This is a genomic window from Aquimarina sp. Aq107, assembly GCF_943733665.1.
GTDB lineage: Bacteria > Bacteroidota > Bacteroidia > Flavobacteriales > Flavobacteriaceae > Aquimarina.
On record NZ_OX030782.1, the window covers coordinates 4,712,617 to 4,737,630 of the forward strand.

At 32.3% G+C, this 25,014-nt stretch carries 26 protein-coding genes; 4 read left to right on the forward strand and 22 right to left on the reverse strand.

The window, feature by feature from the left end; translation table 11 throughout:
- Positions 1-3 precede the first annotated feature (3 nt).
- Entirely contained in the window at positions 4-708 is a 705-nt protein-coding gene (locus tag NMK29_RS20465) for a DUF3667 domain-containing protein (RefSeq protein WP_108802721.1), read from the forward strand.
- 58 nt (positions 709-766) lie between these two features.
- Positions 767-1,480 carry an SGNH/GDSL hydrolase family protein gene (locus tag NMK29_RS20470; protein ID WP_108802720.1) on the forward strand — a complete coding sequence of 238 codons (714 nt, stop codon included), beginning with the start codon at positions 767-769 and terminating at the stop codon, positions 1,478-1,480.
- On the opposite strand, the gene dprA is transcribed toward NMK29_RS20470, so the two are convergent.
- Positions 1,481-2,584, reverse strand: a complete 1,104-nt coding sequence (gene dprA / locus NMK29_RS20475) for a DNA-processing protein DprA (protein ID WP_108802719.1) — start codon at positions 2,582-2,584, stop codon at positions 1,481-1,483. It lies immediately after the preceding gene.
- A gap of 207 nt (positions 2,585-2,791) precedes the next feature.
- On the opposite strand from dprA, the gene NMK29_RS20480 reads away from it, so the two are divergent.
- Positions 2,792-3,826 (forward strand): SPOR domain-containing protein, encoded by a 1,035-nt coding sequence (locus NMK29_RS20480; protein WP_108802718.1) that lies wholly within the window; start codon positions 2,792-2,794, stop codon positions 3,824-3,826.
- 213 nt (positions 3,827-4,039) lie between these two features.
- Positions 4,040-4,549 carry an acyl-CoA thioesterase gene (locus tag NMK29_RS20485; RefSeq protein ID WP_108802717.1) on the forward strand — a complete coding sequence of 170 codons (510 nt, stop codon included), beginning with the start codon at positions 4,040-4,042 and terminating at the stop codon, positions 4,547-4,549.
- Positions 4,550-4,554: 5 nt separating this feature from the next.
- On the opposite strand, the gene NMK29_RS20490 is transcribed toward NMK29_RS20485, so the two are convergent.
- The 21 genes from NMK29_RS20490 to NMK29_RS20590 all read right to left on the reverse strand — a co-directional run bounded on the left by NMK29_RS20490 (position 4,555) and on the right by NMK29_RS20590 (position 25,012).
- Entirely contained in the window at positions 4,555-5,328 is a 774-nt protein-coding gene (locus NMK29_RS20490) for a sulfite exporter TauE/SafE family protein (RefSeq protein ID WP_108802716.1), read from the reverse strand.
- Positions 5,329-5,335: 7 nt separating this feature from the next.
- On the reverse strand, positions 5,336-6,565 hold the full coding sequence (locus tag NMK29_RS20495; protein ID WP_108802715.1) for a murein hydrolase activator EnvC: 1,230 nt from the start codon (positions 6,563-6,565) through the stop codon (positions 5,336-5,338).
- Positions 6,562-7,335 carry a DUF4292 domain-containing protein gene (locus NMK29_RS20500; RefSeq protein WP_108802714.1) on the reverse strand — a complete coding sequence of 258 codons (774 nt, stop codon included), beginning with the start codon at positions 7,333-7,335 and terminating at the stop codon, positions 6,562-6,564. The genes NMK29_RS20495 and NMK29_RS20500 overlap by 4 nt, the downstream gene beginning before the upstream one ends.
- 6 nt (positions 7,336-7,341) lie before the next feature.
- A complete protein-coding gene (locus NMK29_RS20505) occupies positions 7,342-8,718 on the reverse strand; it encodes a lipopolysaccharide assembly protein LapB (RefSeq protein WP_159092160.1) in 1,377 nt (458 codons plus the stop codon).
- A gap of 31 nt (positions 8,719-8,749) precedes the next feature.
- Positions 8,750-9,766, reverse strand: coding sequence for a sugar nucleotidyltransferase (locus NMK29_RS20510; RefSeq protein ID WP_108802712.1), 1,017 nt, complete (start codon positions 9,764-9,766; stop codon positions 8,750-8,752).
- A gap of 77 nt (positions 9,767-9,843) precedes the next feature.
- Positions 9,844-10,278: a dUTP diphosphatase gene (dut, locus tag NMK29_RS20515; protein ID WP_027394408.1), complete on the reverse strand. Its 435-nt coding sequence runs from the start codon at positions 10,276-10,278 to the stop codon at positions 9,844-9,846.
- Positions 10,279-10,309: 31 nt separating this feature from the next.
- A complete protein-coding gene (locus tag NMK29_RS20520) occupies positions 10,310-11,761 on the reverse strand; it encodes a lipopolysaccharide biosynthesis protein (protein WP_108802711.1) in 1,452 nt (483 codons plus the stop codon).
- A 32-nt stretch (positions 11,762-11,793) separates the two neighbouring features.
- Complete coding sequence (locus NMK29_RS20525) at positions 11,794-12,306, reverse strand: hypothetical protein (protein WP_108802710.1); 513 nt, start codon at positions 12,304-12,306, stop codon at positions 11,794-11,796.
- Positions 12,291-12,944, reverse strand: coding sequence for a hypothetical protein (locus tag NMK29_RS20530; protein WP_108802709.1), 654 nt, complete (start codon positions 12,942-12,944; stop codon positions 12,291-12,293). The genes NMK29_RS20525 and NMK29_RS20530 overlap by 16 nt, the downstream gene beginning before the upstream one ends.
- A gap of 106 nt (positions 12,945-13,050) precedes the next feature.
- Entirely contained in the window at positions 13,051-14,985 is a 1,935-nt protein-coding gene (locus NMK29_RS20535) for a hypothetical protein (protein ID WP_108802708.1), read from the reverse strand.
- 198 nt (positions 14,986-15,183) lie between these two features.
- Complete coding sequence (atpG, locus tag NMK29_RS20540; protein WP_091406381.1) at positions 15,184-16,050, reverse strand: ATP synthase F1 subunit gamma; 867 nt, start codon at positions 16,048-16,050, stop codon at positions 15,184-15,186.
- Between the two features lie 124 nt (positions 16,051-16,174).
- Entirely contained in the window at positions 16,175-17,752 is a 1,578-nt protein-coding gene (atpA, locus tag NMK29_RS20545) for a F0F1 ATP synthase subunit alpha (RefSeq protein ID WP_108802707.1), read from the reverse strand.
- 74 nt (positions 17,753-17,826) lie between these two features.
- Complete coding sequence (gene atpH, locus NMK29_RS20550) at positions 17,827-18,354, reverse strand: ATP synthase F1 subunit delta (RefSeq protein WP_108802706.1); 528 nt, start codon at positions 18,352-18,354, stop codon at positions 17,827-17,829.
- Between the two features lie 7 nt (positions 18,355-18,361).
- Positions 18,362-18,862, reverse strand: coding sequence for a F0F1 ATP synthase subunit B (locus NMK29_RS20555; RefSeq protein ID WP_108802705.1), 501 nt, complete (start codon positions 18,860-18,862; stop codon positions 18,362-18,364).
- 82 nt (positions 18,863-18,944) lie between these two features.
- Positions 18,945-19,136, reverse strand: a complete 192-nt coding sequence (atpE, locus tag NMK29_RS20560; protein WP_027394417.1) for an ATP synthase F0 subunit C — start codon at positions 19,134-19,136, stop codon at positions 18,945-18,947.
- A gap of 33 nt (positions 19,137-19,169) precedes the next feature.
- A complete protein-coding gene (atpB, locus tag NMK29_RS20565; protein ID WP_108802704.1) occupies positions 19,170-20,246 on the reverse strand; it encodes a F0F1 ATP synthase subunit A in 1,077 nt (358 codons plus the stop codon).
- Between the two features lie 122 nt (positions 20,247-20,368).
- A complete protein-coding gene (locus NMK29_RS20570; protein ID WP_108802703.1) occupies positions 20,369-20,746 on the reverse strand; it encodes a DUF6168 family protein in 378 nt (125 codons plus the stop codon).
- An 86-nt stretch (positions 20,747-20,832) separates the two neighbouring features.
- Positions 20,833-21,060 carry an AtpZ/AtpI family protein gene (locus NMK29_RS20575; RefSeq protein ID WP_108802702.1) on the reverse strand — a complete coding sequence of 76 codons (228 nt, stop codon included), beginning with the start codon at positions 21,058-21,060 and terminating at the stop codon, positions 20,833-20,835.
- Positions 21,032-21,451 (reverse strand): polymer-forming cytoskeletal protein, encoded by a 420-nt coding sequence (locus tag NMK29_RS20580; RefSeq protein ID WP_027394421.1) that lies wholly within the window; start codon positions 21,449-21,451, stop codon positions 21,032-21,034. The genes NMK29_RS20575 and NMK29_RS20580 overlap by 29 nt, the downstream gene beginning before the upstream one ends.
- Positions 21,452-21,472: 21 nt before the next feature.
- On the reverse strand, positions 21,473-24,100 hold the full coding sequence (locus tag NMK29_RS20585; RefSeq protein ID WP_234424233.1) for a hypothetical protein: 2,628 nt from the start codon (positions 24,098-24,100) through the stop codon (positions 21,473-21,475).
- Positions 24,101-24,316: 216 nt separating this feature from the next.
- Complete coding sequence (locus NMK29_RS20590; RefSeq protein ID WP_027394423.1) at positions 24,317-25,012, reverse strand: ABC transporter ATP-binding protein; 696 nt, start codon at positions 25,010-25,012, stop codon at positions 24,317-24,319.
- Between the last annotated feature and the right edge of the window lie 2 nt (positions 25,013-25,014).

The window sequence follows — 25,014 nt, forward strand, 5'->3', positions numbered from 1 at the left end:
AAATTGACCAACTGTTTAAACTGCGAAACAAGTTATAAAGGAAACTTTTGCCCAGAATGTGGACAAAAAAGTACCGTAGAAAAAATTACCTTTTCTTTTCTGGTTAATGATTTTGTATCTAGATTCATGGATATAGATAAGGGAATGTTATTCAATCTTCAGTATTTAACTACATCTCCTAAAAAAACAGTTTTTGATTACATTTACGGAAAACGAAAAAATGTTTTTAATCCCGTAAGCTATGCCTTGATTGCTACCTCTCTAAATTTAGTTATAATTTCTTTATTTGAAATGCACTGGGTAGACACTTCTAAATTTGAAAATTTTGAAGGAGAATTATATTCTAATAGCTATGAAGCAGGTAAATTTATTGGGACTTATATAAAATTCTTTTGGTTACTTAATATTGTATTTCTTAGTTTATTTTCCAGATTATTTTTCAAAACATTTAGTTTTTTAGAACACCTTGCTATTAACTGCTTTATAGTAGGGCATGCAACTTTACTTGGCATACTATCTTATACTATTTTAAGATTTCCTATAGTTTTTGATCCTATTGTATTCATATATATCATATTGCTTAGTTTTATGATTTTCCAAAAAAAAGGAGAGAGATTCGAAACAATAGTTGCTTCTATTTTTTCTGTATTTTTTTCTTATCTACTTTTCTACATTATTCCTTTCATTATAGTATTTCTAACTAAATAGATGATTTACAAAATCATAAAGTTTAAAAATGCTTAAATTAGATTAAAATTCATACTACATGAATAAAAATGTATATTCAATTCTTCTTATAGTTTTTATGCTCTTTTTCGGGTGTTCATCAGATGATACCTCTTCCTTAGAAATTATTGAAGAAGAAGATCAAACTGAAGAAGTTAAAACATTCTCTTTTTTAGCATTGGGAGACTCTTATACATTTGGTGAGGGAGTTACAGAAGATCAGACTTGGCCGTTCCAACTAAAGGATGCTTTTGCTACACCTTCTAAAAAAATTGATAATGTGAAAATTTTTGCCACAACTGGGTGGACTACAACCAATCTTATAGCGGCTATGGAAGAAAGTAGTTTACAAAGTCGTGATTTAGTTTCTCTAATGATTGGAGTAAATAATCAATTCCAAAGAGTAGATTTTACAACCTTCGAATTAGAGTTTAATGAACTATTAAGTAAAGCAATATCACTTGCCAATAATGACAAAGATCACGTAATTGTTATTTCTATACCTGATTATGGTGTAACACCTTTTGGTTCTAATAATAGTGAAATAATTGCATCAGAAATTGATAACTATAATGCTTACATAAAACAAAAGTGTATAGAGCAACAAATTGCGTTTATTGATGTTACTCCAATCTCCAGAGAACTCGGAGACTCAGAAGGAGCTTTGGTTGCAGATGATTTACATCCAAGTCCGTTTCAATATAGTTTATGGGTAGAAAAAATAGTGCCTGTTGTTAAAGAAATACTTGAATAATCATATAATTTCAAACAATTTTCCAGGTAATGGTCGTATTACTCCTTTTAACTCAAGATTGAGCAAAACGGAAGCCACTTTAAAGGTTGGAATTTTACATTGTAACGCAATCACGTCCAGTAACTCTTTTCCATTTTTGCTAAGAAAATCGTAAATCCTTTTTTCATCACCTTCTAACTCCACAAAAAGTTGTTTTTGCACGATCGGTTGTTCTTTTTCTTTCAATTCCCAATTAAGGATATAAATCAAATCTGCAGCACTAGTTAACATATGTGCTCTTTGTGTTTTGATAAGCATATTACAACCGGCACTTAGTGAATCACTAGCTCTTCCTGGTACAGCAAATACGTCTCTGTTGTAAGAATTTGCAATTTCTGCCGTAACTAAAGAACCGCCCTTATCTGCACTTTCAATTACTATTGTAGCTTCACTTAATCCCGCAATAATACGATTCCGTCCCAAAAAATTCTTTCGATCAAAAGTATCCGTACTCCAAAAATCTGTAAAGAACCCACCATTTTCCTCTATTTGTGCCATGTATTTTTTATGTGCTTTTGGATATATTTGATTTAATCCATGAGCAAGACACCCTATCGTTTGTAATTTATGCTTTACAGCTGCTTTGTGAGCAGTGATATCAACACCATAAGCAAAACCCGAGACTATTGTGGGGTTTAAAGGAACAATCGTTTCAATTAGTTCTTCGCAAAATTTTACTCCATAATTAGTAACTTTTCTAGTGCCAACAATACTAAGTATCCTTCTATTTTTTAAATCAATATTTCCTTTGCTAAATAAAACTACAGGACCATCTATACAATATTTCAATTTTTCTGGATAATCAACTTCGTCATAAACAGTATAGTTGATATCGTTGTCCTCCACAAACTTCAACTCATTCTCTGCGGCATTACGATGCTTTATACCATGTATTTCTTTGATTCTAATAGTTCCAATACCATCGATCTTTAACAAATTAGCAGGTTTTTCTTTCAAAACGGCTTCTGCAGAGCCTATTTCTCTAATGAGTTTCTTAATAGAACTATCTCCAAGATTGGGTACTTTCTTTAAGGTAAGTAAGGCAATTAATTTTTCTTTAGTCATAAACTATTATAAGTCAGCACAAGTAACGAAAAAAAACAAAACTGTTAATAAAATCAATGAACCTACTTAGTATTAAACCCTATTTTTTTTACCTTTGACTAACCAAAATAACCAACTAATTCTTCAAGTTAAGCTAACCAAGATTCGTATAATCTTTAAAATGGTTTAAACTGAAAATATTGAATAAGATTTTAAGATAGGGGGACGATGAATCATACAGCAAAATACATAAGTGAATTATTATATAGATACGAATGTGTAATCTTACCAGGATTTGGTGCTTTTTTGACAAAGCGACAACCTGCTATGATTCAGGAATCTACTCATGCTTTTTTTCCTCCTCAAAAAATTATTTCTTTTAATAGCCAACTACAAAACAATGATGGTCTATTAGCCAATTACATAGCAACTGCAGAAAATATATCCTATACTGATGCTGTTGCAAAAATCCAGCGTTATGTTTTGTCACTTAGAAATAAGATGGCGAATGGTAAAAGACTTGAATTGAATGGAATTGGTTCTTTTTACACTTCTGTGGAAGATACTTTACAATTTGAACCTTCTCAGAGCACAAATTATTTAACTGAAGCTTTCGGCTTAAACTCTTTTATTTCTCCTTCAATTCTTAGAGAAGAACAAAAGATTACTCAGAAAGTAGTAATGCCTCAGGTAACTAGAGAAACTTATAAAGAGCAGGTCGAAGCAATTGAAGAAATTACACCAATTGCATTTACTCCAGAAAAAAGAAGAGAACGCCCTTATTTAAAATATGCAGCGGTTGCCGCAATTGGGCTTATCATAGGGTCTTTAGGCTTATACCAAGTTAATACTCAGACCAATTTAGAAAACGGTCGTATGTTAGTAAAAGCCGAAGAAGAAATTCAAAATAGAATCCAAGAGGCTACTTTTGATATTACGAGTCCATTACCTGCTATTAATCTTAACATCATTAAAGCGGATGCGGCTTCTGTAGAGCGCTCAGAAAATACAACTGTTGAAGTTATAAATACTTCTGGAAAATATCATATTATTGCTGGAGCCTTTAGAATAAAAGCAAATGCTCATAAAAAAATACAAAAACTAAAATCAAAAGGGTTTGATGCACGTTTAATTGGCATTAACAAATATGGATTGCATCAAGTTGTCTATAATACCTTTGAGGATAGATTAGAAGCCCTAAAAGCATTACAAAAAATCAAAAAACAACAAGATCGTCGTGCTTGGTTATTAGTTCAAAAATAATAACAATTGTTTTTAGTTGATTTTCAATATCAATGGTCTGGTCGCAATACTTTCTATATCAAATTTTGATATTTAGGTAGATTTATTTTTATTTTTTACAAAAGCACTGAATATTTATTGATTGACCAAAGACAGTTGAATATCAGTTTTCTGTCCTAGTATAGTCCTTAGTTGATCTTACCTGATTATCTTTGCCCAAAATTATCAAAATTCATGGAATCCAGATATCCTTCAGAATCTAGAACTATATTGACTGATCTTGTTTTACCAGGAGAAACTAATCCTCTTAATAATCTTTTTGGAGGTGAATTGTTAGCTCGTATGGACAGAGCTGCTGGTATTGCTGCGGGAAGACACTCTAGAAGAATTGTAGTAACTGCCTCAGTAAATCACGTTGCATTTAGCAAAGCCATTCCTTTAGGAAGCGTTGTAACCGTAGAAGCAAAAGTTTCTCGTGCGTTTAAATCATCTATGGAGGTAGTAATAGATGTTTGGATAGAAGATCGCCAAACAGGAGATAAAACGAAAGCAAACGAAGCCATATACACCTTTGTAGCGGTTAATGAAAGTGGATCACCGGTTTCTGTTCCTCAGATCAAACCAGACACTGAACTCGAACAACAAAGATACGATGCTGCTCTGCGCCGTAAACAACTTAGTTTAGTATTAGCGGGCAAAATGAAACCTGATGATGCTACCGAACTGAAAGCGCTATTTACTTAGAATTTTTAAAGGAATCCTGCCCCTAATGCAATTGAGATTAAGATTAGCATAATAGCCACAACTATCTGGAGAAATTTTAAGGTTACTTTTTTTAATAACTTATTACCTAAAAATGCACCAGTTATAGCCGATAATGTTGCACAGGTAACCAATGGAAGATTTTCTGTAATACCTGATTCTGATACATTAGTTGCATATACACTAAGTCTAGTAAAGTCTACAAAAGTAGAAACCACTACTGCAGTTCCTATAAATGCTTCTTTAGAAAGTCCCGCTTTAATAAGAAATGCTGTTCTTAGTGCTCCTTGATTACCAGAAAGACCTCCGAAAAAACCACTTAAAACCCCTCCTAAAGGAAGTTTCTCTTTACCAAATTTTAGATTCGAGAAATATGGAATCAAATCCATACTCGCGAAAATTATCAATAAAATTGATATAATAAACTTTACAGGATATACCTCAAACTCTTTATCAAATAATGTATATGTGAAAAGTGGTTGTATATCAGGAATATGTACCAACAACCAAGCACCTGCAAAAGCAGCTATTACAGCCGGGATTCCGAATCTTAGTAACACCGACTTATTTGCATTTCTTCCTACCAGAACTAATTTAAAAACATTATTAAAGAAATGTACAATACCTGTTAACGCTATCGCTATTTCTACAGGAAAAAAAATCATTAATACTGGGGTTAAAATGGTCCCTAAACCAAATCCAGAAAAAAAGGTAAGTATTGAAAGTAAAAAAGCTACAACCGAAATAATAACTATTTCCATGTTATCATTACATTTTATAAATCCAAGATTGAGGATTTAGTTTTTTAGTGTCTTTAAAAATTAAGAATTTCATAATTGCGCGACCGGTGGTTGGGTTTACACGTACTTCTCCTATACTTTGTTTAGTTAACAATTTTTGACCTTCCTTCACAGAAATATTCTCTAGATTATAGTATACTGTGATATAGTTACCGTGTCTTACATGAACCAATCTACCTGCACCTTTTAATTTCTGAATAGCCATTACTTCTCCTTCGAAAATCGCTCTAGCTTTTTCTCCTGGTCTTGTTTCTAACTCTACTCCACTGCTATTAATTTGAATATTCGGTAACGTTGGATGTGGTTGGCGACCATACTTCCTAGTTAATTTACCGGTACCTACTGGCCAAGGAAATTTTCCTTTATTAGAAGTAAAATTATCTGCCAACTTCTTGTCCTCTGGAGTTAATGCAAAAGTCGTAGCAGATCCCTTCTTAGAAGCTTTCTTTCCAGCTTTCTTATTTGCTTTAGCTATCGCTTCACGAATTAATTTTTGAATTGCTTTATCTAACGCACTTGCTTGTTCTTGTTTTTTCTTTATCTCTTTTTTATATGTCCCTTCTTTTTTACGAATAGACGCCATTAAGGATTGTTGCTGTTGTTTTTCTTCTTTAAGGCGTTCTTGAGCGTCTCGGTTTTCTTCTACCAATAATTGCTTATTTTTCTTTCGCTCTAACAAGCCTTTATTTAATGTTTGTAATTCTTCGGTGCGGTTCTGTATTTGATCAGCCTGCTCTTTACGATGCTCATTATACTGCTTCATATATTGCAATCGCTTATAAGCCTGCGCAAAATCGCTTGAAGACAGTAAAAACATAATCTTACTTTGCTGAGATTTACTTTTATAAGACTTTACAATCATTCTTGCATAATCTTCTTTTAAAGCTTTCAATTCATCCCGATACGACTCCATCTTCTTCAGGTTATTATTTATCTCTCTTGTCAATAAATTTGCCTGTTGATTAGTAATCTTAATAAGGTTTTGTCTGGTACTTATCTGAGAACTTAATGTTTCTACTTCATCTAACACGGAACGTTCTTTAAGTTTTGTGTCAGCAAGCAATACCCGCATCTGTTCAATCTGCTCTTTAAGACGGCGTCTTTGCTCTTCAAGCTGCTGCTGCTTGGTAGTTTGAGAAAAAGAAGGAATACTCATTAAAAGCATTCCGAAGATATATATACATTGTTTTAACCTCATTCTATAGTCACTTGCTCGTATCCTGATGGTATTTTAAACGGAAAACTTACCTTAGCATTGTAATCAACACTACGATATTCTATCATAATAGAAGTTTTCGCAATACCTTCTGTAGCTAGAACACTGATTTCTTTCGGAAAATCTTGATTTCCTACCTTTTGGTAACTATTATAGTTAATAAGAAGGTTTCGATTTTCTATTGGTTGTTTCAACTGTTGGGAAAAAATCTTAAAATTATCTGGATTTAAAATAAATAATCGCTCGAATAACGCTAACTCCTTTTTAGGTTGAAGTCTATATTTTTGATTTTCTACTGAAGAAATATACTTATCATCTCTTAGGTCAAAAAGTGCTTGACCAATCAATAATTGTTGTACTTTATTAAAATCCAAATCAGTCCCTAGCCAATTACTTAACAATACAAAATCACCTTCAAAATAAGTATTATTAATCTTTTCATAATAACTCACCTTATCAGGCGTAATGAGAGCTTTTGCCAGAGTTATTCCCAAAAGCTTAGCACTGACCCATATTTTCTTATCTTTTTCAAGACGTATTGTTACATTAGGACTAAATGATTGTTTCCCGTCATTATATCTAACTTTTACCTTAGCATTGATTGTAGAAAAGTTAAAAGCTTTATCGTAATGATTAGATATGACTTTTTCGGTTTTCAGTTTTTTGATATTAGATCCTGAAATAGCTTTGGTTCCCTTACAAGACTGAAGTATAACTAACGAAATACATAATAGATAAAATATTCTATTCATTACCTTTTATGATTTTTTTTTAAGTTGAACTGATCGCTCTTTATACTCTAAAGCTTTTGCCTCATTTCCCATTTTCATATATGCTTCTCCTATTTGATCATGGAAGTCAGATTCCATCTTAAAATCATCTATAATATAATCCATACCGATACCTAAAATATCTATAGCTTCTTCATAATTATTTAAATTAATCAGAGAAACTCCACTTACCAAATATAGAATTGGCTGCGAAGGATACATTTCTATTGCTAATTCACTTCCTATTTTGGCTTTTTCATACCTCTTTAAATCTAACTGTAACAACAGCATTTTTCTTAAAATCCCAAAATTACTAGCGTTATCTTTAATTCCTCTCTCATAGTAATTAAGTGCTTGCTCTTTTTTGTCTTTTTCATAAAAATAGTTTCCTATTTCGGTAAACACTTTACTACTTCCTGAATCATCAGAAAAAACTTTTGTTACTTCAATAAGTTGGGTTTCATATTGCGGGTTTTTGTCCACAAAAATCAAAAAATCATTTATTACTTTATACTTAGATTCTTCGTCTATCTTATCACTCGATAAGACAATCTTCATAGAATTAATAGCTTCTTTTGGTAAGTTATCATCTAAATAAAACTTATATAATGCTAAATGAGCCAACTCTGACTTAGGCTTCTCTTTTAACAACATCTGAGCCGTTCCGTATGCCTTTTCGATCTGATTATCTTGACTGTATAGGTAAATTAAATTCAAGTAATTCTGCTCTTCCTTTGGATTAGAAGCTATTTTCTCTTGTAATCTTGTAATTTGAGAATTAGGATTACTTATTTTTAAGGTTATTTTTTTTCTTAATTTATCTCTATATGAATCTAAACCCAATTCCTCTATCAATTCATCTACAACTATTAGAGCATCATCATAACGAGTTTCTAAAAAATAAAGATTGGCCAATTGTTCTTTGTACATACTATCGAAAGTCACCAATTTTTCAACAACCTCTATAGATTCTGTGTACTTTCTTTCTGTAAAATATATTTCGAATAATAACTCCAAAACATATCGATCATTAGGTCTTTCTTTAAGAACTTTTTGCAAATTTACCGTTGCTTTATCATATTGTTTTAGCTCCAAGTAATTTCTACCTAATTCATAATACAAAACAATTGGTTTTGGATTTGTCGAAATACATCGCTCTAACGCTATGATTGCTTTATCGTAATTTGTGATTGCTCTTTGCTTTAGCGCTTCAAAAAAACTTTCCCTAAACACATCAGACACGTCTCCGAGATCATCCAAAATCTCTATTTTTTTGAGCGATTCTGGTTCTTGAGCTAAAACAGTATTAACTCCTCCTCCAAGAAAGATCAAGCAAATTAAAATATGTCTCCAAAGTTTAGGCATATAAATCATTCAAAGTAATATAAATCACGTATTATTCTAAAGTAGAATAGTCTCCGATACTAATGGTGGTGTATTTTCCATCATAATACACATGATTCCCTATCATAGCATTGTCTAAGGTAGCATTTTTTACGATAGTTTGGTTCTGTATTAAACTATTTTTAATAGTACTATCTTCAATACTACAACCGTCTCCAATTGAAACATTAGGTCCAATGGATCCATTTTTAATTACAACCCCTTTCCCTATACAACAAGGAGGAACAACAGTAGCATTTTCTAAAACAACATCGTCACTTATTAATTTTTCTTCATCTTTTTCCAAAAAACCTAGCATTCTAGAATTCGTTTCTACCGTAACATTTTTGTTTCCACAATCCATCCATTCTTCTACCTGACCAGGAACAAAAACTTTGCCATCTGCCATCATTCGTTTAATACCATCATTAATCTGATATTCTCCACCATTGATTATATTGTGATCTAACACATACTGCAATTCATTTTTTAACACAGCAATATCTTTAAAATAATAGATTCCTATCACAGCTAAATCAGAAACAAATTCTTTAGGCTTCTCTACCAATTCTACGATCTCTTTATTCTCATTAAGCTTTACTACTCCATACGCTTCTGGTTGATCTACTTGTTTAACCCAAATCACAGAATCCGCTTCTTTATCAAGATTAAAATCTGCTCTAATCAATGTATCGGCATACGCCACAACGGCTGGACCTGATAAAGAATCTTTAGCACACATAATCGCGTGTCCTGTTCCTAAAGGTTGGTCTTGTCTATAAATAGAAGCCTTAGCACCTAATTCTTCTGCTAATTCTGTTAAACTCACTACCACATCATCACCAAAAAACGCAGGATCTCCTAACACAAATGCTATTTCTTCTATTGGCTCCCCTAAAACCTTAGCAATATCAGAAACTAATCGATGAACAATTGGTTTTCCTGCTACCGGAATTAAAGGCTTTGGAACTGTTAATGTGTGAGGTCTTAATCGAGAACCTCTTCCTGCCATTGGAACAATTATTTTCATTACTTACTTATTTTTTGATTGGTTGATTTTATTTAATATTTTTTAATTGTACTATTTTTTTTACTTGGCAAATATTCCTATTTAACTCCAGTACTTCCAAAGCCACCTTCTCCTCTAGAGGTTTCGGTAAGTTCAGTCACCTCTATCCACTCAGCTCTTTCGTGTTTTGCAATAACTAACTGCGCGACTCTTTCTCCATTTTCTATAACAAAATCTTCATTGGATAAGTTTACCAAAATAACTCCTATTTCACCTCTATAATCAGCATCGACAGTACCCGGTGCGTTTAATACCGTAATTCCTTTTTTAGCGGCCAATCCACTTCGAGGGCGAACTTGTGCTTCAAAACCAACAGGCAATTCTATAAACAATCCCGTTTTTACAATTGTTCGTTCTAATGGTTTTAATGTTATTGATTCTGTTATGTTTGCTCTAAGATCCATTCCTGCTGAAGCTATGGTCTCATAATGCGGTAACTTGTGCGATGATTTATTAATTATATTTATTTGCATATCTACTATAAAGCTCTTTCTAAAATGTTGATTATCTTTTTAATATTTGTTTTAATTCCTTTTTTTCTGAGGCATACAAAACTACTAAAAACACTACTAATAAAGGGATTGAAATCATATAATTACTATCAAAGACGTAAAACGAAATAATTGAAAAACTGATCGATAACGCCAGATACATCCCCATTTTTTTTAGATCGTATGGAATTGGGTAATATTTTCTTCCCAGATACCAAGACACTAGCATCATCGTCCCATATGCCGCTAAAGTAGCGATAGCCGAACCAACATAAGTGTATTTAGGAATTAATAAAAAGTTAAGGAGTAAAGTAATAATAGCTCCAAAAACCGATATATACGCTCCAAACCTTGTTCTGTCCGTTACCTTATACCAAACCGAAAGATTATGATAAATTCCTAAACAAAAATTAGCTAATAAAATGAATGGAACAATTTTTACTGCTTCCCAATATGCTACATCTCTTAAAAAAGCAATTTTTAACAGATGAACAAATACAATCACAAATAGAAAAATAAATGATCCTAGAATTACGAAATACTTAGTAATTCTAGCGTATGTTTCTGGGGCATTTTTATTATCGGCATAATTAAAGAAAAACGGTTCTATTCCTAACCTAAAAGCAGTAGCAAACAATGTCATAAACAATGCTAATTTATAACAGGCAGAATAGACCCCTACCATATGCTCGGCGACATTCTCTGGTAATAATTTATCTAATAGAATTCTATCAAAAGTCTCATTAATTGAATATGCGATTCCTGCTATCAAAATTGGCAGGGCATATCTCATCATTTTTTTCCAAAGAACCTTATCAAAGTGATATTTAATTTTAATATAAAATGGTAACAAAACCATTAATACAAATCCACTTGCAATAAGATTAGAAATAAATATATAACTGATTTCATAATCATCTTTACAAATCCAATTAAATAAAGAAAAATGAAATGAAAGTTGTTTTAAATAGAGTAAGAAAAATATATTTAACCCAAAGTTAATAGCAACATTTGTTATTTTAATAATCGCATACCTAATAGGTTGCTCATTGGCTCTTAACCAAGAAAATGGTATAATAACTAAAGCATCTAGAAGTAATATCCATATTACTAAATTTATATATTCTAATTTAATATCTGTCCAAATTGATATTTGCTCTCTTAACAGGATGGCGATCACCAAAAATATCAATGACGAAATTATTAATGATATAGCAGATGTACTAACTACTCTTTCTTTATTAGACTCCTTATTAAAAAACCTAAAAAAAGCAGTTTCCATACCATACGCTAAAACTACATTGAGCAATACGAAGTAAGAAAAGATAATCGAAACCTTACCGTATTCTTCTGTGGGTAATTGGTTGGTATATAAGGGTACTAAAAGAAATGACAACATGCGTGGTAACACAGTTGCCATTCCGTATATAAAAGTTTGTTTAAAAAGTTTTTGAAAAATGCCCAAGCGCTTATTATTGTGATTTTAAAAATACAATTTTATTGTCTTGGCTGCATTGGAAATGCTTTCAATTCTTTTTTTGGCAATTTATCAATTCTAAAATATCCTTCTTTTCCATTTTTGGAATATGCTATGACACATTCTCCTTCTTTAAGCTCGAAAGGTATTTTTTCTTCTATTTCTGGAACTTTATTGTTGTATTCTTCCTTTTGATCACTGCTCATCACAATCTCTTTTTCAACCGTAATAGGATCTGTATAACGACCTACATAAACAGATTCGTTCTGTTTACGTTTCAACCGAACCGCTTTTCCTTTAAAATAAGCATTCTCCAATGTAACATTTGAAGCAGGATCTACTGGAAAATAAAGCATAAAGCCAGCACCACCACCTTTTACTCCAGAAACCCAATCTTGGAAATACGGTGAATTTAAAGCTACTGGAGCTGTTTTATCAATTTTTTGGCCGGTAGCACATTGTCCGAAAGTCATCAAAATACTTAATAATCCGACTTTGGTCAGCAGTTTTCTAAAATTTATTCTTTGTCCCATTTTTCTTTTAAACGTTCACGATGTTTTTGTTTCATTTTCTTAATATCCTTGGTATTAAAAACAAAGTTTATACCAAAGTTAAAAGCAACTCCAGAAAATAGCTTCGTATCATCCCCATTTGTAATATTTAATCCATACATATAAGGAAGACCAAATTCTAACTCTAAGCACTTTGCAAATTTATAATTTATTCCGGCACCAGCAGAAAATAATAACAAACCTCCACTATTATCTTCAATTGCCGCGTCTGCAGGATCATTTGCTTCATATCTGATAGCTCCAATCCCGACTCCAGATTCTAAATAAAAACTAAATTTACCACTATTAATTGCATGTTTCCTAAAAGAAGGTATAAAACCATAAGCCTGCACTTCGGCATCTATTCCATTTTCCTGCTCTATATCTTGTGGTAATAATATAAAAGCTGATGTATTAACTGCGAAATGTTCTGAAACATAGAACGATAAACTTGGTTTAGCTACTATACCGCTATAACCATCACTTAGATCCAAAAGTGGAACCGCAGAAATTCCCATTTTAATATCTCCTGCTTTATACAAAGTTTCTGATTCTTGTGCATTGGTAGTAGTTACTAATGACACAATCATTAGTAAGATAAAAAGTCTAATTGTTTTCATTTTTCTTTTTTCCTTTAAAGATAAAAAATGAAAACAAGCTTTGTCATAAAAAAAACAAAAAACCCCATACACCAAAGTATATAGGGTCTTAATCTATTTTATGTTTTTATTGAAGGTCAAAAACCAATGTTCCTGAACCTGTATTATTACTATACCCTGCAACTTCAACATAATAATTACCAGGAGATAATGTTCCAGTAATCTGGTAATAATCACTTCCACCTATGTAATTACCACTAGCGTCATATAAATAAATATAATCATCATAATTTTCGTTGATAATTTCAAAAGCATAAAAAGCCTCAGAATCAACACTAAATTCATACCTAATTTTTCTATCAATTTCGCCTGTTGTATTAAAATCGAATGATTGATTAAAAGGTACTGTAAGTGCGCCAAGATCAATATCAGATTCGTTCGGAGAGCTAAGTGTTATGTTTAAAGTTCCAGATATATCATTATAGTCTTGATTGACAATTTCTAAATAATAACTTCCGGCATTTAAATTCTCTCCATAAATATCTCTATATCCGTAGTTTATATAATTACCATTACTATCATATAAATTTAAATATATTCCTGTTTGAGTTGTAAACGAATATCCTGTAGCGCTATTAATCTCAAATAAATACCGAATCTTCCCATCAGGTTCTGTTATAGACACATTAAATTCTACTGAATCTGTATAAGGTATTGATAATGTTCCTAAATCAACATCTGTGGTAGTAGGATCTTTTAAAACCATTGTAAAGGAGCCAGAATTAATATCATTATAATACTGATACACTTCTAAATAATAGGTTCCAGGTTGAATCGTCTCAGCAAACGCTCTCCTATAACCAGATGTAATAAAGTTTCCGTTTACTTCCCTAAGCTCGAAATTAATATTATTCTGAGAAAAAACCGAAAAACCTGTTTCCTCACTAATCTGAAAAGTATAACCTATTTTATTATCTGGTTCGTTATTTGGTAAAGAAAAGTTTAACGCCTCCTCATACGGGACTCCTAAGGTTCCCAAATCCACATCTGATTCTTTTGGATCTTTTAAAACAAAAGAAAGCGTACCAGATGAGTTCGAATTATTATAATAATTTTCTATTTCTAAATAATACGTTCCTGCGGTCAACGATTCTCCATACAATCTTTCATAACTTCCATTTATATAATTACCTTGATTGTCGGATAACCTTAACTGTAAATATTCACTAGACTCAATTACATATCCAGTATTTTCATCTATCTGAAAAGTGTAACCGACTCTACGGTCTACTTCTTCTTGATTAATTACATACTCCATAGAACTATCATATGGTAATGAAAATGTTCCTAAATCAACATCTGTAGCTCTAAAGTCAAAAGATTTACTAATTTCCGTTATACCACCATCTCTATCATTTGCAACAACTTTAATAATAATTTCGTCATCCACATATTGAGAATAATCAGTGTTATAATATATATTACCCAAACCGTCATAATCATCTGATCCAATAATGTAATTTTCTCTTAAAACAACATCATTAAGATACACGTCATAAGATAAGATATCATCATCCTCATCTATCGCTGGATACCAAGAAACCTCTAACCAGTTATAGTACGAGAAATCAAAATTAATATTTGCAAACTCGAACGTACTTGGATCTCTATTAACAAAGACATTTCGTTTTACAATCGATTCATCAGAAACACCACCATTAGTATCATATGCCTTAATACTAATTGTTAACTCTAGATTTAATCCTTTTTGTAGATTATTAGACCTATTTGTCAACAAACTGGCCACATTAAATTCTGTAGATAATTCCGATGTTTTATCAGCAACTACCCTATCATTAATTACTACATCATATGATAGTTCATCGTTATTAGCATCTTCCGCTTCTGCCCAACTTATTCTTACAAGGGTACCTTCAATTACTTCTGCTTCTATATTCGACACTTCCATTGGAGGAAGGTTTCCAATTGCATCATCATCACTCCCACATGACGATATAATAATAAGTAAGCATACATAAAAAAGATTGATAATTTTTTTCATAAAAAGTGGTTTTAAAAATTAATGTTTAGTACTTGATAGTAAGTGCCTAAAACGGGGAAAATGTTACCCCTAAAAATCACTTTTTATTGATCTTTCAACGAAATCTGAAAATAAAAAAAACTCGACATAATTAATGTCGAGTTTTTAACAAATATTCTCTTTTTTAAGACTATTTATCGAAATCCGATAAACATCTAATTATGAGTTCAACGCTTCTGCACCACCAACGATCTCTAAGATCTCATTAGTAATAGAAGCCTGTCTAGCTTTATTATATTGTAATTTTAAAGAATCTCTTAATTCAGTAGCATTATCTGTAGCTTTATGCATCGCTGTCATACGCGCTCCATGTTCAGAAGCAAAAGAATCACGAATTGCCTTATAAAGCTGTGTTTTTAAAGATTTTGGAATTAATTCTTCAACTATTTCCTCTTTAGATGGCTCAAAGATATAATCTAAGTTAGCACTTTTTTCACCTTCAGTTTCTACTGGTTTAATTGGCAAAAACTGCTCTGTTGTAACTATTTGCGTAGCTGCATTCTTAAACTTGTTATATATCACAACAATTTTATCATAAGAACCATTCGTAAACATTTCCATCAACTCTTCTGCAATAGCAGCAACATTAGCAAACGTAAGATCATCAAACAATTCACTTTTATTAGCCACAACTGTATGTGTTTTGGAAACTATATCATTTACTTTTTTACCAATAGTAACAAAGTCTACTTGTTTACCAGCATACACATTATCATATAACTCTCTAGAAGCTTTAACAATGTTAGAATTAAAAGCACCTGCCAAACCACGATTAGAAGCAATTGCAACTACTAAAACTTTGTTTACCTCACGTTGCTCAGAGAATGAACTTGCACTATCTCCTTCAAGAGAAGCACTCAAACTCTGTAATAATTCAGTAAGCTTGTCTGCATAAGGACGCATAGCAGTAATTGCCATCTGTGCTTTGTTCAACTTTGCTGCCGATACCATTTTCATGGCACTGGTAATTTGCATCGTTGATGATACAGAGGTAATTCTACTACGTAATTCTTTTAAATTTGCCATCTTTCTTAGTATTGAGTATTGATTAGCTAATAACTAAGTACCTCTAAACAATACCTTTCTAATATTATAACTTTATATAAAATACAGAGTACTAAAAATCTTAATACTCTGTACTCAATACTATTTACTTATATTTTGCTGAAATCTCTTTACAAGCTGAAAGTAATACATCCGTTACTTCGTCTGTCAACTTTCCAGCTTTTAAAGTGTCTAAAGTATCTCTATGTTTAGCATTAAGATATTCTATATAGTCACTTTCGAATTCTTTTATTTTATTAACAGGAACATCTCTTAATAAGTTTTTAGATCCCGCATAGATAATTGCAATCTGATCTTCTACTGTATAAGGGTCATTCTGAGCCTGCTTTAAGATCTCTACGTTACGCTTCCCTTTTTCAATTACGTTTAAGGTAGCTGCATCAAGATCAGAACCAAACTTAGCAAATGCTTCTAGTTCACGGAACTGTGCTTGATCAAGTTTTAAGGTACCTGCTACTTTCTTCATTGATTTAATCTGAGCAGATCCACCTACACGAGATACAGAGATACCCACGTTAATTGCTGGACGAACACCAGAGTTAAACAAATCAGAAGTTAAGAATATCTGACCATCTGTAATAGAAATTACATTTGTTGGGATATATGCAGAAACGTCACCTGCTTGTGTTTCAATAATTGGCAATGCAGTAAGTGATCCACCACCTTTTACCTTATCTTTTAATGAATCAGGTAAATCATTCATATCTTTTGCAATACTATCATCCGCAATTACTTTTGCAGCACGCTCTAATAATCTAGAGTGAAGATAGAATACATCTCCAGGATATGCCTCACGTCCTGGTGGACGACGTAATAATAATGATACCTCACGATATGCAACCGCTTGCTTAGATAAATCATCATAGATAATCAAAGCAGGACGACCTGTATCACGGAAATACTCACCAATTGCAGCACCTGCAAACGGAGCATATACCTGCATTGGAGCAGGATCAGAAGCATTCGCAGCTACAATTGTAGTATACGCCATTGCTCCTTTATCTTCTAATACTTTAGCAATACCTGCTACTGTAGATGCTTTCTGTCCGATAGCAACATAAATACAGTAAACTGGCTCACCAGCATCATAAAATTCTTTTTGATTAAGGATTGTATCGATACAAACTGTTGTCTTACCAGTTTGACGGTCACCAATCACCAATTCACGTTGTCCTCTACCTACTGGTACCATTGCATCAATAGACTTAATACCTGTCTGTAATGGTTCTGTTACCGGCTGACGGAAAACTACACCAGGAGCTTTACGCTCTAATGGCATTTCGAAAGTTTCACCTTCAATCGCTCCTTTTCCATCAATAGGATTTCCTAAAGTGTCCACTACACGACCTACAATTCCTTCTCCAACATTAATAGAAGCAATTCTTTGTGTACGTTTAACCGTTACACCTTCTTTTACCTCTGTCGAAGAACCTAAAAGTACTACACCAACATTATCTTCCTCAAGATTCAGTACGATTCCTTCTAGTCCAGATTCGAATTCTACTAATTCTCCATATTGAGCGTTAGACAATCCGTATACTCTGGCGATACCATCACCAACCTGTAATACTGTACCTACTTCTTCTAGTGAAGCTGTAGCTTCAAATCCAGATAATTGTTGTTTTAATATTGCTGATACTTCAGCAGGATTCACCTCTGCCATTTTATAATAGTTTGTAAAAATGAGTAAACCTACTCATTCTCTTATTATTAAATTTATATAATTGAAGTAATTTATTAATTACTTAATTCTCTTTTTAAACTTGTTAGCTTATTAGCTATACTTGCATTATACTGCAAATCTCCTACTCTTAGAATAAAACCACCGATGATACTCTCATCAATAACATTTTCTATTGTCGCTTCGTTCCCAGTCAATTCTTTTACTTTAGCCAAAACTTTTGAACTTAACGCTTTATCTAAAGGAACTGCAGTGGTTACCTTAGCAACTTGAGTATTATTTAATTGATCAAATAAAACGATATATTGCTTTGCCACATTATCTAGCAAGCTTACTCTTTTATTTTCTATTAATGTGTCAAAAAGTTTTTGTGTTAGATCTCCTGAACTTTTAAAAATCTCACGCAAAGAAGCTAGCTTTACTTCGCTTTTGATCAAAGGACTGTTTAATACCATTTTAAGATCAGAACTACTATCAATGGTAGCAATAATATTTTGCATATCCTTCTGAACATCCTCAGTGACATTTTTATCTTGAGCCAAACTTAAAACTGCCTTAGCGTAACGTATTGCTGCTCTACTCATCTTATGATTAGTTTAAAGTAACATCTCCTAACATAGACTCTACTAATTCTAGTTGTTTGTCTTTGTCAGCTAATTCTTTTCTAACTACTTTTTCTGCAATTTCTACAGATAGTCCCGCAACTTGACTTTTAAGGTCAGCTATCGCAGCTTTCTTTTCACTTTCTATTGTAGCTTGTGCTTGTGCAACGATCTTATCAGCTTCCGTCTGCGCTTCAGATTTTGCGTCTGCAATCATGCTCTCTTTCAATTGTCTAGCCTCTTTAAGCATTCCATCTCTCTCTGCACGTGCTTCATTAAGGATACGCTCATTATCAGCCTGAAGGTTTTGCATTTCTTTTTTAGCCGCCTCAGCAGACTCTAATGCATTCTTAATTCCTTCTTCTCTATTATTAACTGCTTCAAGGATTGGTTTCCAAGCAAATTTTCTTAATAATAATAGTAACCCTACAAACAATAGTATCTGCCAAAAAAACAGACCAAATGAAAAATCATTTATTAACTTATCCATAATTAAATATGTTGTTTTCTTTAATGTTTAATTTCAAAGTAAACAATAGCTGTAACCAACCGTTACAGCTATTGTTTGTAAATTAAGCTGCAAATAATGCAGCAAATCCAATACCTTCAATAAGTGCAGCTGCAATAAGCATAGCTGTTTGGATTTTTCCTGAAGCTTCTGGTTGACGAGCAATAGCTTCCATTGCCTGACCACCGATTCTACCAATACCTAAACCAGCACCGATAACAATCAAACCAGCTCCTACATAATTTAAACCTTCCATAATAAAGAATTAAAAAAATTAAACAATTAACGTTTAGTGATGTGCCTCTTCATTGGCTGAACCAAAATAAAGTGCAGACAACATCGTAAAAATATATGCTTGTAATGCTGCTACCAATAACTCTAATATTGATAACGCAAATGATAAACCAAATGATAATGGACTCCCAATCCAACTCTTAAATAAAAACATCATCCCAATAATACTCATAATCACTACGTGACCTGCAGTCATATTCGCATACAAACGAATCATTAATGAAAAAGGTTTGATAAAGACACCTAACAATTCTATTGGTGCTAAAACTATTTTCATAAATGTTGGAACACCTGGCATCCAAAAAATGTGTCCCCAATAATTTTTATTTGCAGTAAGATTCGTAATTAAGAATGTTAATAACGCTAAACCAAAAGTAACTGCAATATTTCCTGTTACATTAACAGCTAGTGGAGTCATTCCTAATAAATTTAACAACCAGATAAAGAAAAAGGTTGTCAATAAAAAGCTCATATACTTTTTATAATGCTTCTCACCTATATTTGGTATTGCAATCTCATCTCTTACAAAAACAACTAAAGGCTCTAAGAAACGTCCAACCCCTGTTGGAATACCGTTATTTTTCTTATATGATTTTGCCAACCCTCTAAACATAAAGAACATTAGCAAACCAATTAAAAGCATACTAACTACATTTTTTGTAATTGAAAAATCTAATGGTTTTGCATTCGTTGCATGATGATCCTCATCATAATTGATGGTACCTTCTGCATCTGTTTTATATATTTTAGAGTGGTATAACTTGTAATAATTACCATCTACCTCAGCAAGAGTTTCTCCATGATGAAATTTCGAAGAAGAAAAAACCTTTAGTCCTCCATCCCAAAGGATAACAGGCAATGGAAAACCATAATGTTTACCAGTTTCTTTATCAGAAAACAATGTAAAATCATGTGAGTCTAGAAGGTGATGATCAATAAATTCTTTAATTTCAGTCTTCAACCCACCTTTACCTTCTTTTTCTACTTTCTCAGTATCTTTTGCTGCCAGATTCAAAGAAGTGAGAATCAAAGCTAAAGTCATAAAAATTCTAACTACACTAATTTTTTGCATTCTAGGTCAGATTTCGGTTCCTAAATTTCGGTGCAAATGTACATAATTAAGTTAGATTCTTAAACTATTTTACACAAATAAGTTTGAGAATATTTCAAAATAATTAAATAGTTGATTTTCAGTTATTTATTAGAATTGAGAATTTTAGAAACATAGTACACTTCCAAAATTAAACTAATCACATATGGTGTAAAAAAGTCAAGAAAAACACTTTTATCCATCACTATACCATTGAGCTTAGTAATGGCAACAAAAACTGCTAATTTAATAAAGCTTCCTGCTAAAAAAATAAAACCAATCTGATCTTTAAACTTTTTTCGAAGAATCAAAATTGCGGTAATCAAAATGATTGTATATACCGCATTAAAAATATATGAAAGATTAATAATTGTGGGATCATTATTGATTGAAAAAAAATTTACAACCCCAATATGCACTCCGTACACAACTAATAAGACTAAAAGAAAAATGCTTAAAAAGCTAAGTAAATTTTTAATCATTTATTTAGTTTACTAAATTTTAATTGCTTTTTTGTTTTTAAAAACACGTTAGGAAAGATTTTCTAAAATAATTATTATCAAACAACTTATTTCTTAGGCTTATTAATCCTATCTAATTGCTTTATAACTAAATATAATGATGATGCTACCCCAAAAAGAACCAACCCCATTGTGAACCAATTTTTCTCAAATTGATAATAGGTATCTAATTTCTTGCCTGCATAGGCACAGACAAAAATAATTGCCCCCATTTCAAAAGCAATACCGGTTAGAGCTAAATATTTTCTAAGCTGATTTCCCTTGTTTTTGTCCATCTTGTTTGCCTCCAAGAGATTTTACACCACCTTTCATGACACAAGATGCATTGAAAGTCGCTCCTGGTTCTACAGCTAATTTACCTACAGAAACTTCTCCTTCAATATGTGCTGTTGGTTTTAACGATAGCGTTCCTGAAATCACAAGATTTCCAGAAAACTTACCTTCGAAATCAGCATCTGAACATTCTAAAGTCCCTTGAATAAAACCTGATTTTCCGACTACTACTTTTCCTGTAGTTTTAAATGTACCTTCTATAGTACCTTCTACCCTAAAACCTCCTTCGGAGACTACATCTCCTACAATTTTAGTTCCTTCTGAAATTTTGTTTTGATTTCTTGAAAAATCTGTTAAAGCTTGATCTTTTCCTTTTTTATTGTCTGAAAACATACTAATCGGGGGATTAAATTATTATTCTGATTTAGGTTGCAAATAACTATCTAGGTTCTTATGTATCTGGATGATTCTATAATTTGGTGAGGTAACAATAAAATATTCCTTATCTACCTTCTGATAGAATTTCTTCTTACGGTTCCATTTTGTCATATCTACTCCTCTGGTATCTTCAACTTTACCAAGAATTAAAAGCTCTGCTAGACCTTCTGCACCTAATTTATCTCTTTTGGTATGAACTACTACAAATTGTTGATCTTTTGTGTAGATATCTAATGAGACTTTCATTTTATCATACCTAAGATCTTTTAAAATAGCTTCTAATCTCTCTTTAAGTTCTTGAGCTTGATTATCTCCAAATCTAGAATATTCATATACCAACTTATGGTTTTTTTCTTGATCTGTGCCTTCTAACACAAAATTACTATTCTGTATTTGTGGTATCGTTGTTTGATATATCAATTGTGCCTTTTTACCTTCTGGACTTTGTGGGTAATTAAGTGATACATAATTTAAAGCTTCTTTATATGCCTCAAAACCTTGATATCGACCAATCGCTTGCGCTTTTAATAATTCAAATTTGGGAACAAAATCTTCTCCACCAAACTTAGTAATCAACTCATCGCTTTCTTTTATGACTGAAGCATATTTTTGGTCCTTAAAGTCTTTATACAATTTATTGTATAAAGACTTTGGGCTGTTTTGATCATCTTTTAATGCTTCATCAGGATTTTGAAGGATTTTCGCATATCGAGAATCTCCGTGTGTATTAATAATATCCTGTTTAAGCGCATTTGATTTTTCTAAGTTTCCTTGTAAAACATAAATTTTATATAAATTATATTTAGAAGGAACGATTAGACGCTCTTCTGGATTACTTTCTAACAGATCTTCAAACTTACCTGTTGCTAATTCATACTCCTGAAATTTCTCCTTATAAATAACTCCTAATTGATAGTAAGCAAAATTTCTGTCGGTTTGCAAACTATCCAAAACAACTTCATCTGTTGGTAATTGAGTAATATATGTTTGTGGATCAAAAGTAGGATCCGAATCAATAGAATATTCTTCTACTTGACTCTGTTCTTCACTAGAGACTGCTGTAGGGTTTGTAATACTAGATATCCTCCAATTATCCTGCAACTCACGGTTTCCAAAAGTTCTTTTAAAAGCAGTTTTACCATAAGCCACTGTAGTAGGATTGTAAAAATAAAATGTTCCTCCTTCTTCTGGATTTGGACCACCATTACTTCCTAATCCGGTACTTGGCCTATTAAATCGTTGTTCGTTAGGAAGTTCACCTTTTATTCTTGCAATTTCTGCAGCTTCTTCTGCCGCAATAGCTTCTGCTTTAATTTTCTCAGTATACTCAGAATAATATGCTAATCTTTCTTCTGGAGACATTGCTACAACTCTAAGAATACTATCATTAGTTTGCGCAATCCCTTCATATAAAATTACATCGTCTAAATTGACTCTTTTCTTTTTTAATACACGGTATTTTTTAGAATCAACAACCATTCTTTCCAATGTACTGTCATAATAAGCACCAGCTATTGCATATTCTTTATCATCAAAATTTATATCTCCTAATGTTTTATAATTAAGTGATTGTAAATGTGTATCATCAGAATCTGTTCTCAAAGATTTATTATAAAATTGCACGGCTAAATCTATGGAGTCTAACGTATTAAAATAAACGGCTTTCTGATTATAAATTTTATCAAGGAAAGGTCTGTTTTCTCGATTCTCCTCTAAATCTGTTAAAAGCTCTAAAAACTCTTGCTTATTTCCAGTTTCGTAATTAAAATTTCTGGCTTTTGCCATATATGCATTTAGCATATATCGTCTTGGCGTTTTTCTGTTCAGATCAATTACTTGATCGAAAGCGTAATTAGCACTATCCTTATACCCTAACTGATTCAGTAACTGACCCTTTATATAAAGATACCTTCCTTTTTCTTCATTATTTTTTGAATGAATAGCTGCTTTACTAATATACGTTACCGCAGAATCCTTTTGCTCTAGATTAATGTAAGCTTGCGCAATCATCGCAACTGCGTCAGAGTAATCCTGAGCTTCCATATATTCTTCTTCCACCATCTTCATTAAATCCTCTATGGCCTTCTCATTATTATCTAAACGAAGATTGGCTTTTGCTCTCCAAACCTTAGCATGATTAATATTATTACTAGTTGGATATTTATATAGAATATAATTAAAAGCTTCTAAAGCTGGAATAAATCGTTGTTCGTTATACCTTGCTTTTCCTAAAAGTAAAAAAGATTCATCGATTTTAGGATTTCGCTCTCTATCATCAATAAGCATGCTATGCTTTTGTATAGCTTTAGCTGCTTTTTCTTCGGCTTTATCAAAATTTTGATTAAGAACTTCATTAGGAAGTCTAACATCTTCACCAACAATTAATCTCTCTACCGGAAGTAATTCCCAAAAATTGTCTTTATATGTTTGAACAATATCCTGCTTTCCTTTCTCAAAAGCCACTCTTCCATTATAAAGTGTATTGTTTTTTGTAGTTACATCGTGCCAAGTCCTATTAGTCCATTTGTCTTTCTTTCGCGAACAACTAAACCCAATAGCAATTAGGAGAAATACAACGATGATTTGTGATAAATTTCTGTTCAAATCTGAATAATTTATACGCTGATAACTTAAAAACTTGCGTTTTAGTGCATCAGAACGGCATAAAAACCTTGCGTGAAATGTAAAAATACATTTCTTCTAGTAAAAAACCTCTGAACAACACATTTTTTTGTTGTTTCGATAGTTTTAATAAAAAAAGCATCGCTAACAAAAGATCAGCGATGCTTCAAAGTTTCCCGAAAACTTAATTGCTTATACTTATTTATTAAAATGCTCCTCTAATTCCTTTAATGTTTCCGTAGAGGTTGCAAGGTCTTTAACTACTTCTCCTTTATCCAATACCACAATACGCTCACATACTTCTGTTACGTGCATCAAATCGTGACTAGAAACCAAAACAGTGACATTAGGATCAGCAGCCAAATCTTTGATGATTTTCTTTAAACGAATCTGAGTTGTAGGATCCAGATTGGCAAATGGTTCATCCAGAATAACAACTTCTGGATTTCCTATCAATGCAGCCACTATTCCAGCTTTCTTTTGATTCCCTTTAGACAAATCCCTTAAATACTTCTTTTGACCTAATATTTCTCCGTGAAAAAAATCTTCAAACTCTGCTAACAACGCATCTACATCTGCTTTATTTTGGCCTCGAAGTTCTCCTATGAAATAGAAATATTCCTCTGCTGTAAGATAACCGATCAAAAATGTTTCGTCGATGAATGCCGATGTGATTGATTTCCAATCTTCACTCTCGCTTACTTTTATCCCACTATTTTCTATATGACCTGTTGTTGGCTTAATAAGATCCAATAAGGCACTAAATAAAGTTGTTTTCCCGGCTCCATTATTTCCTACTAAACCAAAACTATCTCCCTTAGGAATTTCTAAATGCTCAATATTTAATACCGTATTCCCTGCATATGTCTTTGTAATATTATGTACTCCTATCATCT

Excerpts from the sequence above, each read along its gene's own strand:
- NMK29_RS20510 (WP_108802712.1), bottom strand. The coding sequence starts at position 9,766 with ATGAAAATAATTGTTCCAATGGCAGGAAGAGGTTCTCGATTAAGACCT.
- atpH (WP_108802706.1), bottom strand. The coding sequence starts at position 18,354 with ATGAGTAGAGCAGCAATACGTTACGCTAAGGCAGTTTTAAGTTTGGCT.
- NMK29_RS20555 (WP_108802705.1), bottom strand. The coding sequence starts at position 18,862 with ATGGATAAGTTAATAAATGATTTTTCATTTGGTCTGTTTTTTTGGCAG.
- dut (WP_027394408.1), bottom strand. The coding sequence starts at position 10,278 with ATGCAAATAAATATAATTAATAAATCATCGCACAAGTTACCGCATTAT.
- NMK29_RS20575 (WP_108802702.1), bottom strand. The coding sequence starts at position 21,060 with ATGGACAAAAACAAGGGAAATCAGCTTAGAAAATATTTAGCTCTAACC.
- NMK29_RS20495 (WP_108802715.1), bottom strand. The coding sequence starts at position 6,565 with ATGAGGTTAAAACAATGTATATATATCTTCGGAATGCTTTTAATGAGT.
- NMK29_RS20590 (WP_027394423.1), bottom strand. The coding sequence starts at position 25,012 with ATGATAGGAGTACATAATATTACAAAGACATATGCAGGGAATACGGTA.
- NMK29_RS20530 (WP_108802709.1), bottom strand. The coding sequence starts at position 12,944 with ATGAAAACAATTAGACTTTTTATCTTACTAATGATTGTGTCATTAGTA.
- NMK29_RS20490 (WP_108802716.1), bottom strand. The coding sequence starts at position 5,328 with ATGGAAATAGTTATTATTTCGGTTGTAGCTTTTTTACTTTCAATACTT.
- NMK29_RS20485 (WP_108802717.1), top strand. The coding sequence starts at position 4,040 with ATGGAATCCAGATATCCTTCAGAATCTAGAACTATATTGACTGATCTT.
- atpA (WP_108802707.1), bottom strand. The coding sequence starts at position 17,752 with ATGGCAGAGGTGAATCCTGCTGAAGTATCAGCAATATTAAAACAACAA.
- atpE (WP_027394417.1), bottom strand. The coding sequence starts at position 19,136 with ATGGAAGGTTTAAATTATGTAGGAGCTGGTTTGATTGTTATCGGTGCT.
- NMK29_RS20535 (WP_108802708.1), bottom strand. The coding sequence starts at position 14,985 with ATGAAAAAAATTATCAATCTTTTTTATGTATGCTTACTTATTATTATA.
- atpB (WP_108802704.1), bottom strand. The coding sequence starts at position 20,246 with ATGCAAAAAATTAGTGTAGTTAGAATTTTTATGACTTTAGCTTTGATT.
- NMK29_RS20580 (WP_027394421.1), bottom strand. The coding sequence starts at position 21,451 with ATGTTTTCAGACAATAAAAAAGGAAAAGATCAAGCTTTAACAGATTTT.
- NMK29_RS20505 (WP_159092160.1), bottom strand. The coding sequence starts at position 8,718 with ATGCCTAAACTTTGGAGACATATTTTAATTTGCTTGATCTTTCTTGGA.
- NMK29_RS20570 (WP_108802703.1), bottom strand. The coding sequence starts at position 20,746 with ATGATTAAAAATTTACTTAGCTTTTTAAGCATTTTTCTTTTAGTCTTA.
- NMK29_RS20480 (WP_108802718.1), top strand. The coding sequence starts at position 2,792 with ATGAATCATACAGCAAAATACATAAGTGAATTATTATATAGATACGAA.
- NMK29_RS20470 (WP_108802720.1), top strand. The coding sequence starts at position 767 with ATGAATAAAAATGTATATTCAATTCTTCTTATAGTTTTTATGCTCTTT.
- atpG (WP_091406381.1), bottom strand. The coding sequence starts at position 16,050 with ATGGCAAATTTAAAAGAATTACGTAGTAGAATTACCTCTGTATCATCA.
- NMK29_RS20500 (WP_108802714.1), bottom strand. The coding sequence starts at position 7,335 with ATGAATAGAATATTTTATCTATTATGTATTTCGTTAGTTATACTTCAG.
- NMK29_RS20525 (WP_108802710.1), bottom strand. The coding sequence starts at position 12,306 with ATGGGACAAAGAATAAATTTTAGAAAACTGCTGACCAAAGTCGGATTA.
- dprA (WP_108802719.1), bottom strand. The coding sequence starts at position 2,584 with ATGACTAAAGAAAAATTAATTGCCTTACTTACCTTAAAGAAAGTACCC.